Annotated in this window: 11 protein-coding genes; 6 read left to right on the forward strand and 5 right to left on the reverse strand. The window is 52.0% G+C overall.

The window, feature by feature from the left end; genetic code table 11:
- A partial coding sequence (locus OGY17_RS06800) for a retention module-containing protein (RefSeq protein ID WP_286606724.1) occupies window positions 1–3,010 on the reverse strand: 3,010 nt, incomplete at its 3' end.
- 332 nt (window positions 3,011–3,342) lie between these two features.
- Between OGY17_RS06800 and OGY17_RS06805 the strand changes: the two genes are divergently transcribed.
- From OGY17_RS06805 to OGY17_RS06815, 3 genes are all read left to right on the forward strand, one after another.
- Window positions 3,343–4,686: a TolC family outer membrane protein gene (locus OGY17_RS06805; protein ID WP_057068072.1), complete on the forward strand. Its 1,344-nt coding sequence runs from the start codon at window positions 3,343–3,345 to the stop codon at window positions 4,684–4,686.
- Between the two features lie 89 nt (window positions 4,687–4,775).
- Window positions 4,776–6,968, forward strand: coding sequence for a type I secretion system permease/ATPase (locus OGY17_RS06810; protein ID WP_286606726.1), 2,193 nt, complete (start codon window positions 4,776–4,778; stop codon window positions 6,966–6,968).
- On the forward strand, window positions 6,955–8,328 hold the full coding sequence (locus OGY17_RS06815) for an HlyD family type I secretion periplasmic adaptor subunit (protein ID WP_286606728.1): 1,374 nt from the start codon (window positions 6,955–6,957) through the stop codon (window positions 8,326–8,328). The genes OGY17_RS06810 and OGY17_RS06815 overlap by 14 nt, the downstream gene beginning before the upstream one ends.
- Before the next feature lie 41 nt (window positions 8,329–8,369).
- On the opposite strand, the gene OGY17_RS06820 is transcribed toward OGY17_RS06815, so the two are convergent.
- Window positions 8,370–8,975, reverse strand: a complete 606-nt coding sequence (locus tag OGY17_RS06820; protein WP_008785664.1) for a helix-turn-helix domain-containing protein — start codon at window positions 8,973–8,975, stop codon at window positions 8,370–8,372.
- Window positions 8,976–9,430: 455 nt separating this feature from the next.
- Here OGY17_RS06820 and OGY17_RS06825 point away from each other — a divergent pair, with 455 nt between their 5' ends.
- From OGY17_RS06825 to mutS, 3 genes are all read left to right on the forward strand, one after another.
- Complete coding sequence (locus OGY17_RS06825) at window positions 9,431–10,216, forward strand: winged helix-turn-helix domain-containing protein (RefSeq protein ID WP_191215456.1); 786 nt, start codon at window positions 9,431–9,433, stop codon at window positions 10,214–10,216.
- A complete protein-coding gene (locus OGY17_RS06830; protein ID WP_003825820.1) occupies window positions 10,216–10,728 on the forward strand; it encodes a YqeJ family protein in 513 nt (170 codons plus the stop codon). The genes OGY17_RS06825 and OGY17_RS06830 overlap by 1 nt, the downstream gene beginning before the upstream one ends.
- Before the next feature lie 206 nt (window positions 10,729–10,934).
- Window positions 10,935–13,502, forward strand: coding sequence for a DNA mismatch repair protein MutS (gene mutS / locus OGY17_RS06835; RefSeq protein WP_103284789.1), 2,568 nt, complete (start codon window positions 10,935–10,937; stop codon window positions 13,500–13,502).
- A gap of 92 nt (window positions 13,503–13,594) precedes the next feature.
- Here the strand turns inward: mutS and OGY17_RS06840 are convergent, their stop codons facing one another.
- From OGY17_RS06840 to OGY17_RS06850, 3 genes are read right to left on the reverse strand one after another with little or no spacing between them, the layout of a single operon-like run.
- Window positions 13,595–13,831: a non-oxidative hydroxyarylic acid decarboxylases subunit D gene (locus OGY17_RS06840; protein ID WP_032944812.1), complete on the reverse strand. Its 237-nt coding sequence runs from the start codon at window positions 13,829–13,831 to the stop codon at window positions 13,595–13,597.
- A 10-nt stretch (window positions 13,832–13,841) separates the two neighbouring features.
- Window positions 13,842–15,269, reverse strand: coding sequence for a non-oxidative hydroxyarylic acid decarboxylases subunit C (locus OGY17_RS06845; protein ID WP_003825816.1), 1,428 nt, complete (start codon window positions 15,267–15,269; stop codon window positions 13,842–13,844).
- A complete protein-coding gene (locus OGY17_RS06850; protein WP_048215657.1) occupies window positions 15,269–15,862 on the reverse strand; it encodes a non-oxidative hydroxyarylic acid decarboxylases subunit B in 594 nt (197 codons plus the stop codon). The genes OGY17_RS06845 and OGY17_RS06850 overlap by 1 nt, the downstream gene beginning before the upstream one ends.
- Window positions 15,863–15,871 lie beyond the last annotated feature (9 nt).

Below are 15,871 nucleotides of genomic sequence, written 5' to 3' on the forward strand. Positions count from 1 at the left end.
CCTCTTTCAGCACATGACCGACGTTGTCAGAGAACGCCGCAGAATCCACCTCGATGCGATAACCGAGGGTATTTTTCCCGATATCAATCACCTGGCCGTGATACTGGTAGCCGTTAATCTCTACCAGCACCGGGTCGCCCGCTTTCGCGTCTTCCCCGAGCACGTTTCCGGTAATCACCTGCTTCGCCGCCGACAGCTCAGTAAAGTTCAGGGTGTTGTCGGCAGTGACATCATGAATATTGACGGTGTTATGCGCTTTAGTGTCCAGCACCACGGTACGGTGCGCCAGCGCGGTCACTTCATTACCCACCGCATCGTGGCTGACCAGCGTCACCACCACCGCATTTTTACCTTCCTTCAGCGTGCCGACCGGCACCGCCACTTCGTAGCGCAGTTCGCCGTTATCATCGACCACCGTTCCGGTAAAACTCTGCCCCCGCACGCTGACGGTCACAGCATCGCCCGCTTTGGCATCGCCGCCTGCCACGCCGCTTATCAGCGTGGTCATGCGGTTTTCAATGGCGTTGACCACATTGTCGTTCGCGACGGTATCGATATGTACCGTGTTTTCCGCGAAGTTGTCGACATGCACTTCGTGGCTGCTGGTGGCAATCGCCAGATTGCCCGCCGCATCGTGGGAGGTGATGCTGACATGGACCGTCACCTCTTTCAGCACATGACCGACGTTGTCAGAGAACGCCGCAGAATCCACCTCGATGCGATAACCGAGGGTATTTTTCCCGGTATCAATCACCTGGCCGTGATACTGGTGGCCGTTAATCTCCACCAGAACCGGGTCGCCCGCTTTCGCATCTTCCCCGCGCACGTTTCCGGTAATCGTCTGCTTCGCCGCCGACAACTCAGTAAAGTTCAGGGTGTTGTCGGCGGTGACATCATGAATATTGACGGTGTTATGCGCTTTAGTGTCCAGCACCACGGTACGGTGCGCCAGCGCAGTCACTTCGTTGCCCGCGGCATCATGGCTGACCAGCGTCACCTGCACATCATTTTTACCTTCGCGCAGCATGCCGACCGGCACTGCCACTTCGTAGCGCAGTTCGCCGTTATCATCGACCACCGTTCCGGTAAAACTCTGCCCCTGTACACTGACGGTAACGGCATCCCCCGCTTTGGCATCGCCGCCTGCCACGCCGCTTATCAGTGTGGTCATGCGGTTTTCAATGGCGTTGACCACATTGTCGTTCGCGACGGTATCGATATGTACCGTGTTTTTCGCGAAATTGTCGACATGCACGCTGTGGGTGTCGGTGGCAATCGCCAGATTGCCCACCGCATCGTGAGAGGTGACCGTTACCTTCACGTCCATATAACCATCGACTTTTGCAACGTTGTTGGCAAAATCGGCAGCGTTTACCGCAATACGATAGCCCAGCGTGCTATTGCCGAGATCGATGATCTGACCGTTGTACTGGTGGCCATTGATCTCTACCAGCACCGGGTCGCCCGCTTTCGCGTCTTCCCCGCTGACGGTTCCGGAAATCACCTGGTTACGCATATACAGCTCAGCACGATTCAGGGTGTTATCTGTCGTGACATCATCAATCGTGAGGGCGTTATGTGCCTGGGTGTCCAGTACCACGGTGCGGTGCGTCACGGCAGTGGCTTCATTGCCTACCGCGTCATGGCTTACCAGCGTCACCTGCACATCGTTAGCCCCCTCGTTGAGGGTTGCGGAAGGCACAACGATTTCATAGCGTAGCTGGCCATGATCGTCGAAAACCGTGCCGTGAAACGCTTTGCCCTGAATGGTCAACGTGACCGGATCACCCGCTTTCGCATCACCGCTGGCAATGCCAGAAATAATGGTCGGCATACGAAACTCATTAGCGTTGACGACATCATCATTCGCCGCCGTTTCAATGGTCACGGCATTTTGCGCATACAGGTCGTTATCGACATGATGATCCGTGGAAACAATGGTGGTATTTCCTGCTTCGTCAGTAGAGGTTAACGTGGCGTGGATGTTCGGGTCATGCAGTAACCCCTGGGTCAGTACCGGGATGGTATAAGTCAGAGTCCCATTTCCGGGGTCGGTAACAACACCGGTATATTCTTTACCATCAACCAATAAAGTAACGATATCGCCGGGTTTAGTGTCGCCGCCGACCGACCCGTGGATCAGGGTTTGCGGCTGACGCGACTCTTCGTAGTTAATGAGGTTATCCGGCGTGACATTATCAACGGTAATGTCGATGTGTGGTCCGGTAATATCAATCAGCGCATGATCAAAACTTTCTGCCGTCCGTCCCGTCACATCGGTGGCTATTGCCACCACTGTTACATTTCCCGGGACCAGTCCCCCCAGATCGGTATCAATATTCCAGTGCCCGTTGCTCACCGGAACAGTAACGGTGAATGTGTTTTTTTGGCTATCGGTGAAGGTGAGTGTGATGTGATTTTGATTACTGGTGCCGCTTAAATGGGTCTGATGGAATTCGCTTTTGTTAATGAAACCGTCGTTGCCGGCAAACTCGGTAATTTGTACCTCAGGCGGGAAAACACTCGCGGAACCTGCGGTAACTCCCCCTATCGGCAGATTGATATCCCAGTTCGGGCTTCCCAGACCTTTGGTGTTAAAACCTGCTGTCGGATCAACCACCTGCCCGGTCAATTCAAGCTGAACCAGAGTGTGCCCCCCGCCGCCGCCTTCTAATGTTACCGGTGCTTCATTACCCGCCGCGGTGGCTTCCAGCACCTGCGTCGGGTCAGCGCCATCGGCAATGGCCTTTTGTGCGGCGGCAATATCCTGAGCACTACTTTCCGGATGATGGCTGACCTGTAGCCCGTGCTCACCCCAATGGCTATTACGGCCTATATCCAGCGTTTTTCCGTCTGGTAAAGAGATACTTACCGCGCCGCTGGCACCGGTCACAATTTCTTCACCGCTATATACCCTGTCGCCTTCATGAACCAGTCGTTGTGCACCATTGGCATCAACTACGTAAACCTGTCCAATAATTGCTTTGATCACACCGAGTAATTTGCTCACCGTAACCTCACTTAATTACCATCATTATTTTTATAAACTCGTTAATATATTAACGAACAAATATCACATTCAATTAATGTAAACATTAATATCTCAATGTAGAAAAAAACACATTTTATAGAATGCAATTACATGAGACTTGACTGGCAAATGAATATAATAAAAAATAACCAAAAATAAAACACGATGTGACAAAACATGTCGCTGAATAGCTGATTACAGCCATCAATTAAGACAATTCATATTTGTTAATTAATATAACGTGTTTGTAAAAATGGATGATAGCGACGACACCTGGATGTCATAACCGTGAGATATAGGGCATTCATGTCATGAAGAAGTTTTTAGTTTTTCTGCTTTCATGTTTTTCAATAAATGCAGTAAACGCAGAAGACTTACAAAATACCGTTAAAGATGCATTAGCGAATCATCCTGAAGTTAATGCTGCAATAAATAGCCGTTATTCCTCGGAGCAAGATCTGCGTGCGGCACAAGGTGGCTATTTGCCATCACTGAATTTAAATGCCGAGGCCGGGCGCAAAAATGTTGATGATGCAACTACCCGCGCTGCAGGACGCAATAACGGTCTGACTCAATCACCTAACGAGGCGACTATCAGCCTCGAGCAGAATGTGTTTAACGGCTTTGCGACCAACAGCGAAGTGGCGCGACAAAAAGCGACCGTTGACTCACGCGCCTATGGTGTGATGAACACCAGTGAAAGCACCGCTTATGCGGTGATTCAGGCCTATTTCGACGTGCTGCAACGCGAAGAGTTTGTTCGCCTTGCTGAAGACGATCTGGCGAACCACGAGCGCATTTACGACCAGATAAAACTGCGTACCGATCAGGGCGTTGGGCGCTCCGGGGATTTTATGCAGGCCGAAGCGCGTCTGGCGCAGGCGCGAAACAACCTGCTGACCGAGCAGACTAACCTTGAAGACGCGAAAACCACCTTTGTCAGCGTGACGGGCATGGATCCGCAGGGCTTAAGCCAGCCAGAAAGCATTGACTCTCAGCTGCCAACCTCGCTGGAAGATGCCAAAAGTCGGATGGAAAAAAATAATCCATTACTGAAGTCTGCCAATGCGGACATCGAAGCTGCGCACCAGCAGTATGAAGCGTCGAAATCCACCTTCTATCCACGTGTGGACGTTGAGCTTTCCCGAGGGATTAGCAACAACACCGATACCACCAGCGCACACACCGAAGAGTGGGAAGCGATGGTCAAACTGCATTACAACCTGTACCAGGGCGGCAGCGACAAAGCCAACATGAACTCCCGCGCTTATCTGCACAAGCAGGCTCAGGATGTACGTAATAACACGCTGCGCCAGCTGAATCAGGAGCTACGCCTGGCCTGGACCGCACTGCAAAACGCTCGCGCCCAGCTTCCTTCGGCGGAAGAATATGCCGACCGCAGCGTCAAAGTGCGCACGGCTTATCAGGATCAATTTAGTCTTGGCGAGCGTACGCTGCTGGATTTACTCGATAGTGAAAATGAAGTGTTCTCCTCTAAACGCCGTCTTGTTGAATTACGTTATCTGGCCATGACCAGTGGCTATCGTATTAGCGAACGCACCGGGGAATTAATGAATATTCTAAAAATCACACCGCCGCCTTCGGGGCAACCGGTAGATTCAGCAGAAGAAAATAGCTTACCGGAACTTCATTAATAATTATTAATCCCCAATAAATCCCTGACCTGCACGCTTATAATTAGCTTGCTATTATTTAACCGTGCACGGTCAGAATGGTTGCGAAAATGAGTGCACAAGCCGAATTATTAAATGACGTCCCTGAGAATTACGCTCGTCCTAATTCTCAACATCACGACCCACGTAGCCATAATGACGACCCGTTATTAGATAGCTTACTGATTCTGTGTTCTCTGCACGGAAAACCGGCGAGTCGTTCAACATTAAGCAGTGGCCTGCCATTAGAAAACGATCGGCTCACGCTGAATATATTTCCACGCGCAGCGGCAAGGGCCGGTTTAAAGGCGCGAGTCGTCACGCGCACGCTCGATAAAATTCCGGCAATGTCTCTGCCTGCTGTCTTGTTATTGAACGCAGGGGGAACCGGGGTGTTGTTGGCATGGAACGATGACGGCAGCGCCCGCTTTATGCCCAGCGAAAGCGAAGGTGGGGAAATTTGCGTTGATGCCGCCACGCTTGAGCAAAACTATGCGGGCAAAGTCATTTTTGCGCATCCGCGCCACGAATTCGATTTGCAGGCAGAGGCCTTTCTGCCGCGTACCAAATCCTGGTTTAAAGACACGCTGAAGCTGTCGCGTTTTCTGTATATGGATGCGGTATTGGCCAGTCTGTTAATCAACCTGATTGCGCTCGGCACACCGCTCTTTACCATGAATGTGTATGACCGCGTCGTGCCAAACCAGGCAACGGTCACACTATGGGTGCTGGCAGTCGGCATCTGCCTGGCTTTTGTCTTTGATCTGATTTTAAAAATGCTGCGCGGTATCTGCCTTGATATTGCAGGTAAGAAAAGCGATCTCATCATCTCTTCAACCCTGTTTGAGCGCATTGTCGGTATGGAGATGAAAGAGCGCCCGGCGCGCGTGGGCAGCTTTGCACAAAACATTCACGAGTTTCAGTCACTGCGTGATTTCCTCTCATCCCTCACTTTGACGACGATTATCGATTTGCCCTTCACCCTGTTACTGCTGATTGTTATTGGCATTATCGGCGGCGCGCTGGCATGGATCCCGGTACTGACATTACCGATTGCCCTATTGTGCAGTTGGGCACTACAAAAGCCGGTCAACGCTGCTGTGGTAAAAACCATGAGCCTCGCCAGCGAACGTCAGGCGCTACTGATTGAAACCCTGAGCAGTCTGGATGCCATCAAAGTGAATAATGCCCAAAGCGAACGCCAGTTCCAGTGGGAACAAACGCTGGGCAGCCTGAGCCGTCTCGAACTGCGGGTGAAAACCTTGTCCAGCCTGGCCAGCAACCTTACCGGCTGGTTCCAGCAAATTTCAGGCGTGGTGATGATCATCGTCGGGGTGTACATGATTATCGACGGCAAACTGAGTATGGGTGGCTTGATCGCCTGCTACATGCTTAACGGCCGGGCACTCATGCCGCTGGGTCAGCTCACTGGCCTTATCGCCCGCTATCAGCAGGCGAAACTGACCATCAAAAACACTGAGAAAATGATGTCGCTGACGCAGGAGCGCCGTGCGGATGAAAACCCGCTCAAGCGTGAACAGTTACAGGGCAGCATTGAATTTCGCGATGTGGATTTCAGCTACCCGGAGCAACAAAACCTGTCGCTGCACAAAATTAACCTGACCATTCAGCCCGGTGAGCGCATCGGCATTATCGGGCGCAGCGGTTCCGGTAAAAGTTCGCTGAGTAAACTAATCGTCAATTTATACCAGCCGAGCGCCGGGAACTTGCTGATCGATGGTATCGACTCTCGTCAGCTGGATGTGAACGATCTGCGCCACAGCATCGGCTACGTGCCACAGGACATCCAGCTATTCAACGGCACGCTGCGCGATAACCTGCTGTGCGGAGCGCGCTATGTCGATGACGAAACCATGCTGCGAGCGGCAGAACTGGCTGGCGTCAACGAATTCGCACGCCTGCATCCCGACGGCTATAACCTGCAGGTCGGCGAACGCGGCTCCCAGCTTTCTGGTGGGCAACGGCAGGCGGTGGCGCTCGCGCGCGCACTGTTGCTTGATCCCCCTCTCCTGCTACTGGATGAACCCACCAGTTCGATGGACAACACCAGCGAAGAGAAGATCAAACACGCGCTGGCCCCCTGTATTGCGGGAAAAACGTTATTACTGGTCACGCACCGCGCTTCCATGCTGTCGCTGGTTGACCGTCTGATTATTGTTGATAAAGGTCGCATCATCGCAGACGGTCCGAAAGGGGTAGTGATGGATGCGTTGAAAAAGGGGCAAATTAATGCGTCTCGCTGATCTCCTGACTAGTGCCCGCAGCTATATGCAGCACTATTTTCGCGGTCGTGATGAAAATCAAACCGACAGTATTAATGAGGTTAGTCAGGCCATAATTGATGACGCCCCAAGAGTGATACGACTGACGTTGTGGGTGATCCTCGCGCTGGTGGTGCTGTCCTTCATCTGGGCTGGTTTTGCAAAAATTGATGAAGTGACACGCGGTGAAGGCAAAGCGATCCCTTCATCAAAACTGCAAAAAATCCAGAACCTGGAAGGGGGAATTGTCACCGAGCTGTACGTGCATGAAGGGCAAATCGTTAACGCCGGAACTCCACTACTGCACCTCGATGACACGCGTTTCGCCTCCAACGTGGGTGAAACCGAAGCCGACAAACTCGGTCTGCGCGCCAAGGTAGAACGCCTGACGGCGGAAGTTGAAAACCGGGACTTTGTGATTTCACACGAGATAGCCAGCCAGGCACCGGATGTCGCCCGAGGAGAAACCGAGCTGTACAACAGCCGCCGGGAACAATTTCACAACGAAATTTCCGGGCTCGAAGAACAGCTGGTGCAGAAAAAACAGGAGCTGCGCGACTTTGAGTCAAAGGAGGATCAGTTTAAGCACAGCCTCGGGTTAATCCGTCAGGAAATCAAAATGTCCGAGCCGCTGCTCGCTTCAGGCGCCATTTCAAAAGTCGAACTGTTGCGACTGCGTCGTACCGAAGTGGAAACCGCCGGGCAGCTCAATTCTATTAGCCTGTCGCTCCCCAAGGCCACGTCAGAAATTAAAGAGATTGAGAATAAAATCGGTGAAAGCCGTGGCCGTTTCCAGAGCGATGCGCTGGCCCAACTCAATGAAGCTCGCACCAATCTGAGTAAAACCCAGGCAAGCGTTAAAGCACTGGAGGATCGGGTGAACCGTACCATGGTCACCTCACCGGTGCGGGGTATCGTCCAGCAGGTGATGGTGAATACTATCGGCGGCGTCATTCAACCGGGCAGCGATCTGGTGGAAATCGTTCCGCTGGATGACAAACTGTTAATCGAAGCCAAAATCCAGCCGCGCGATATCGCCTTCCTCCATCCGGGTCAACATGCGATGGTGAAATTTACCGCTTACGATTACACCATCTATGGCGGTCTGCAAGGCGAAGTAGTGCAGATAAGCCCGGACACCGTTACCGATAAGCAGGGGCGAAGCTTTTATATTGTGCGTTTGCAGACGGACAAAAATTACCTGGGAACAAAAGAGCATCCGATGCTGATCATTCCCGGCATGGTGGCGAGCGTCGATATTCTCACCGGCAAGAAAACGATTCTGAGCTACCTGTTAAAACCGATTATTCGCGCACGCGCGGAAGCACTCAGAGAACGTTGATCGGTTGCGCTCCCTTACATTTTGCCGGGGAGCGCATGAATTTATAACGGCGTGCAAAAAGAGAGCTTTCCACGATTCAGGGTGATTTTCCCGTCATTAACCAGCTCCTGTAACACCTTATGGATAGCACTACGTGAAATATGGTTACGGGTCAAAATAAAAGTATACACGGATGTTTTCTCGCGAACCTCTGGTTCCATCGACCAGATATATTTTACGTGTTCAATAATCTGCTCACGAATAGTACGGTGCGACTGCAACGCTTCACGCTGAAAATAACGTTGAAGATGATGCGTTAAGATATCAAACGCCTGCTTCCATAAGTTTTTGGTCGTAAACAGGTGATCGGCATTTTGTACGCTCATCGCCCACATTTCACAATCGGTATCACAACGCAAATAGTGGCCAGCCACTTCCGTACGCATTTGTGGCAGGCCGAGAATAGCAGGTGCAGAAATACTCACCGTGACTAAATCGTTTTCCACACGATAAACAGAGACAGTCCCTTTCTCCAGAAATAAGATTTGTCCATCGGTCTTCAAATCAATACGCTGACGTTTTTTACGTAACGACAGCCAGGCATTATCCGACTTCTTCATTTCATCGCCAACGAGCACTACAGCATTTTCAATTTCTTTCTGGAACATGGGACTCTCTACCGCAAATTATGGCTTAGTCAAAAAGATGGTTAAATTTACTCAGCACTAAAAATAAATGTCAGCTCGCAAACAAGCTGACATTTATTCCCATCTACATCTACCACCGGCATTCCCTGGTGCCATTGACGCGTTAAGGTTCATGCTGTTTTCGCGTGGTGGTGCCATGCAGTATATGGCGCTGTCCATAAAGAATTAATGGCAATCATCTTTGTCGACATTTTTTCATCTTTCTGTTCTTTACAAAGTAGCTAAAAAGACACAATCAATTGATTTTAATGGGTTTTATTTTCATTAAAAAGTTATCATTCTTGTTATATCATGATACCAATTTGCAACACTTAGCGGTTCTCGCTGTGGAATCAGGTCCATGCTGGTGGTCTTTATAGGCTCAGTGGTATCATGACTAAACAACCACCAGACGCATCATCAAGAGTAGAGACAATATGTCTGAGACTGGCAATGTCAGTTATCTGATTGAAAATAGAATAATATTTACGCCAGCCACACAATGTCTGGCGCGGGTAGATCACCCCAATCAGCGGATAAAACTCAAACACTCAGCGTCGCTATGTCTTTTATTACTTATTCAACATCGCGGGCAAGTGGTTGCTCAAAACGAATTGCTGGAATTCGGTTGGGGTAAAAATCACCGGCAGGTGAGTTTCAACGCCTTTTATCAAAGCATTCTCTCGTTGCGTAAAAGCTTACTGCAGCTGGAGCTTGAACAACCGCTGATCACAACGATCCCCCGCAAAGGGCTGATCATTCAAGAAGAGTTTGATATTCAGGTCATTGAAACACCGGAGGAAAACTCTGCTTCTGCTGAAGAATCCTTAGCGCCAGATGCCACCATTGAGGAATTTTTGGCTGACACACCGCGTCAACCTTTGATAACGGCTGCAGAAACAGTAATGTTGGCACTTACCCTGATAATTTGTGTGCTTATATTATATCCGTGGCAAGCCAGCGATGATTATTTCTCCGGCTATATAACTGCGGATAAAGCACCCACTGGCTGTCAGTATTATTTCAATAACGATGCCAGTAATTTCACCCGGCATACCGCGTTTATCGACAAAAACCCAGGACTGTGTCAGAGCCATAAATTTATCTATATCACGACCTATCCTGAGTCTAAGAAACTGTCCGTACTGGTGTGTCGCTCACCGATAAAAGCCAGGCAAGAAAATGCCTGTCAGTCGGTATATTACCCACGGTATGATAGCTAATGAACTTATATCCCCGAACGTCCCGCATCCAGACAGGTATTATCCTGCTGCTTTGTTTTGCTGCGCTTATTCTTACTGTCGTCTATCGGTACAGTAAGAACAATGGCGAGTTACATGATCTCACCTGCCGCTCTGCCATCGAAATTGTACGCAATACAAGCTCGTTCCGAGGGATTATTGATATTAAAACCGGGGGCAGTAAAGGTATTGTGAATATTGATGGTATTATCAAAGATGCCGAAAATAATGAGCAAACCGTGCAACGCATGGTACTTTTTACACAATCCAGCTACGGCTCAAGCCCGGTTTGGATTTCACAGAAAATCCAAATTTCCAATCGCGAAACAGCTCCCGCCAGCCTTATTCAGGAACTCCTCCCCGATTTTTTCCTGACCAATACCAGCGTATCCAACGTCGATTTTTTTGCACTGAACAGCGCGACATACCTGATTACCAAAGAGGGGATCCCCTATCTGTACTGCCAGAATTATGCTTTGCCGGAAAATGAATAATCAATAAGCGTTCTGGCGGCAAAACCTACGGATGAATCTCAGTCGTTGTCGGTGATAAGATAGACCATTCAGGTCGAGCCAACGCTCGTCGTTACTGCCCATCAGGCGGCTTTCGAATGACAAATTTGTGGGTTTATGTGAGTTTCCAGGGGCTCACGTGAGACTGCCCAGGTCCCCAAAAAGATTAAAAAAAGAGCAAAAGCGATATGAAAGAGTCACTTGATACGGACTTCACGAACCACACCCCAATGATGCAGCAGTATCTCAAGCTGAAAGCCCAGCACCCGGAGATACTGTTGTTTTACCGCATGGGCGACTTTTACGAACTGTTTTATGACGATGCGAAACGTGCGTCTCAGTTGCTTGATATCTCCCTGACCAAACGCGGCGCGTCTGCGGGCGAGCCAATCCCGATGGCGGGCATTCCTCACCATGCGGTAGAAAACTACCTCGCCAAGCTGGTCAACCAGGGTGAATCCGTCGCTATTTGTGAACAAATTGGCGATCCGGCGACCAGCAAAGGTCCGGTCGAGCGCAAAGTGGTGCGTATCGTCACGCCAGGCACCATCAGTGATGAAGCGCTGTTACAGGAACGCCAGGACAACCTGCTGGCCGCTATCTGGCAGGACAGTAAAGGTTATGGTTACGCAACGCTGGATATCAGCTCCGGGCGTTTTCGTGTTAGCGAACCCGCCGACCGCGAGACCATGGCCGCAGAATTGCAGCGCACCAATCCCGCTGAACTGTTGTATGCCGAAGATTTCGCTGAAACCTCACTGATTGAGGGACGTCGCGGATTACGTCGTCGTCCACTATGGGAATTTGAAATCGATACCGCTCGCCAGCAGCTAAACCTGCAGTTTGGCACGCGGGATCTGATTGGCTTTGGCGTAGAAAACGCCCCGCGTGGATTATGCGCGGCTGGCTGCCTGCTGCAATACGTAAAAGATACCCAGCGTACCTCGCTGCCGCATATTCGTTCCATCACCATGGAACGTCAGCAGGACAGCATCATTATGGATGCCGCCACGCGCCGCAATCTGGAAATTACCCAGAACCTGGCGGGCGGCGTTGAAAACACGCTGGCTTCAGTACTCGACTGCACCGTGACGCCGATGGGCAGCCGTATGCTCAAGCGCTGGCTGCATATGCCGGTCCGCGACACCAAAGTCCTCACTGAGCGTCAACAGACCATCGGCGCGCTACAGGATTCCACCGGTGAATTGCAACCCGTGCTGCGTCAGGTCGGCGATCTTGAACGTATCCTTGCACGTCTGGCCCTGCGTACCGCGCGCCCGCGCGATCTGGCCCGTATGCGTCATGCATTCCAGCAATTACCGGAACTGCGCGCACAACTGGAAAGCGTAGACAGTGCCCCCGTACAGATGCTGCGCGAGAAAATGGGTGAGTTTGCTGAGCTGCGTGAACTGCTGGAACGTGCCGTAGTGGAAGCTCCACCTGTGCTGGTTCGCGACGGTGGCGTCATCGCCCCGGGCTATAACGAAGAACTGGACGAGTGGCGAGCGCTGGCTGATGGCGCAACTGACTATCTGGACAGACTGGAAATCCGTGAGCGCGAGCGCACCGGTCTGGATACGTTGAAGGTCGGGTTTAACGCCGTTCACGGCTACTACATTCAGATCAGTCGCGGGCAAAGTCATCTGGCGCCGATTAACTATGTGCGTCGCCAGACGCTGAAAAATGCCGAACGCTACATTATTCCGGAACTGAAAGAGTACGAAGACAAAGTTCTGACGTCAAAAGGCAAAGCGCTGGCGCTGGAAAAACAGCTGTACGACGAGCTGTTCGACATGCTGCTGCCGCACCTTGCTGATTTGCAACAGAGCGCCAGCGCGCTGGCGGAACTGGACGTACTGGTCAACCTCGCGGAACGCGCTTACACCCTGAATTACACTTGTCCAACCTTCACCGATAAACCCGGCATTCGCATTACCGAGGGGCGTCATCCGGTGGTTGAACAGGTGCTAACCGAGCCGTTTATCGCCAACCCGCTTAACCTCTCGCCTCAGCGACGGATGCTAATCATCACCGGCCCGAACATGGGGGGTAAAAGTACCTATATGCGCCAGACCGCGTTGATTGCGCTGCTGGCCTACATCGGCAGCTACGTTCCAGCGCAGAAAGTGGAGATCGGGCCTATCGACCGCATCTTTACCCGCGTGGGCGCGGCGGATGATCTGGCCTCCGGTCGTTCCACCTTCATGGTAGAAATGACCGAAACCGCCAACATTCTGCATAACGCCACCGAGAACAGCCTGGTGCTGATGGATGAGATTGGACGCGGCACCTCCACCTACGACGGTCTGTCGCTGGCATGGGCATGCGCGGAAAATCTTGCCAATAAAATCAAAGCATTAACGTTGTTTGCCACCCACTACTTCGAACTGACTCAGTTACCGGAGAAAATGGAGGGCGTCGCGAATGTGCATCTGGATGCGTTAGAGCACGGCGATACCATCGCCTTCATGCACAGCGTACAGGATGGTGCGGCGAGCAAGAGCTATGGTCTGGCAGTAGCAGCCCTGGCAGGCGTGCCGAAAGAGGTTATTAAACGCGCGCGGCAAAAACTGCGCGAACTGGAAAGCATCGCGCCGAATGTTGCTGCGACCCAGGTCGACGGCACACAGATGTCGCTCCTGTCAGCTCCGGAAGAAACGTCGCCCGCCGTTGAAGCACTGGAAAATCTCGACCCGGATTCGCTAACGCCTCGCCAGGCGCTGGAGTGGATCTACCGGTTGAAGAGTCTGGTGTAACGCCGTAATGCCCGATGGTGATACGCTTATCGGGCCTATAAAATATCACTATATGTAGGCCGGGTAAGGCAAAGCCGCACCCGGCGTGTTGATTAGCGCTTATCTTCTGCCAGTAGCGGTGGAATACTCGGCACCATCGGTGCGTCATCAATATCCTTCTGCGTCATGCGAAACGCTTGCGGATAGTGCTCGCGGCTGGTACGGCGTAGCGGCTCAGTATCACGCCAGGTGTATAGACAATGCTGGCACTGATATACCGTCCAGACACCTTTTACCGGCGAGTTTGCCATCACTTCAATATGTTCATCGGCACAACGTGGACAAATCATCTGCTACTCCTTATTTACGGTTGGCCAGCATGGCGGTCAGTTTTTCTGCCCAGGCTTTCGTTTCCGGTAAATCGCATACCGGCTGGCTGTAGTGCCCACGGTTATCCGGCGCAACCGGCGTGGTCGCATCAATAATTAACTTGTCGGTAATCCCCGCCGGACTGGAACCCGGATCAAGCTCCAGCACCGACATATTCGGCAATTGCACCAGATCGCCCGCCGGATTGACCTTCGAAGACAGCGCCCACATCACCTGCGGCAGGTTGAACGGATCAACATCCTCATCAACCATAATCACCATTTTCACGTAACCCAGGCCATGCGGCGTCGTCATTGCGCGCAGCCCCACCGCGCGGGCAAAGCCGCCGTAGCGTTTTTTGGTGGAGATAATTGCAAGCAAACCGTGGGTATACATGGCATTCACCGCCTGCACCTCCGGGAATTCGGCTTTCAACTGTTGATACAGCGGTACGCAGGTTGCCGGACCCATCAGGTAGTCAATCTCCGTCCACGGCATCCCCAGATACAGCGATTCAAAAATAGGTTTGGTGCGATAAGAGACTTTATCGATACGCACGACCGTCATATTACGTCCACCGGAATAGTGTCCGGTAAACTCGCCAAACGGCCCTTCGATCTCACGCTTACGGCTTTCAATTACCCCTTCGAGGATCACTTCTGAACCCCATGGCACGTCAAAGCCGGTGAGCGGCGCGGTAGCGATCGGATACGGACTTTCACGCAGCGCTCCCGCCATTTCGTATTCCGACTGATCGTACTTCAGCGGCGTGGCCCCCATCAGGGTGATGATCGGATCGTTACCCAGCGTGATGGCAATCGGCAGATCTTCACCGCGCTCTTCGGCTTTATGCAGGTGCAGCGCGATATCGTGCATCGGCACCGGCTGCAGGCCAAGCTTGCGTTTGCCCTTCACCTCCATACGATAAATGCCGACGTTCTGTTTGCCAAAGTTGTCCGGATCCAGCGGATCGCGCGACACCACGCAGGCTTTATCAAGATAGAAACCGCCGTCGCCATCGTTCAGGCGAAACAGCGGCAGAATATCAAACAGGTTGATCTCATCACCATCAACACAGTTTTCAGCCCACGCCGGATTGGCGCGACGCTCCGGCGTAACCGGAAATTTATCCCAACGGCGAATAAACTCATCAATCTGTTTTTTCACTGGGGTATTTGGCGGCAGGCCTAAAGAGATGGCGTGATTCTGCCACGAACCAATAGTGTTCATCGCCACGCGGGCATCGGTAAAACCACGAATATTGTCAAACCACAGCGCTGGCGCACCGTCACCAATGCGCCCGGTCGCATTGGCTGCCGCAGCCAGATCCGGCTCGGCGTTAACTTCTTCACTGATTTTCAGCAATTGCCCCTGGTCGTCCAGCGCCTGTAAAAAGCTGCGCAAATCATCAAATGCCATTATTCATTCTCCTGTGAAAAATTCTGCGCCTGCCGTAAACCTTGCCAGCGACGGGCGTTGGGGTGTTCCAGACCAAACTGATCGAGCACACGCGCAACGATATGCTGAGTGATGTCATCGACCGTTTGCGGGTGGTTGTAATACGCGGGCATCGGCGGGACCATCGCCACGCCCATGCGGGAAAGCGCGAGCATGTTTTCCAGATGAATCGTGCTAAGCGGCATTTCACGCGGAACCAGAACCAGCTTGCGCCCTTCTTTCAGCACCACATCAGCAGCGCGCCCCACCAGCCCTTCAGCGTAGCCTGCACGAATACCGGCCAGGGTTTTCATACTGCAGGGGATAATGATCATGCCGTCAGTACGAAACGATCCAGAGGAGATGGTTGCCGCCTGGTCCGCCGGGTTGTGGCAAAAATCGGCCAACGCAGACACATCACGGACGCTGTACGGCGTTTCCAGTTCAATAGTGGTTTTGGCCCACTTTGACAGCACCAGATGGGTTTCCACCTCGGGCATTTCCCGCAGCGCCTGCAATAGCGACACACCAAGGGGCGCACCGGTTGCCCCGGTCATTCCGACAATCAGTCTCATTTAGCCTCT

It is taken from the genome of Citrobacter sp. Cpo126 (assembly GCF_030332445.1).
Lineage (GTDB): Bacteria > Pseudomonadota > Gammaproteobacteria > Enterobacterales > Enterobacteriaceae > Citrobacter > Citrobacter portucalensis.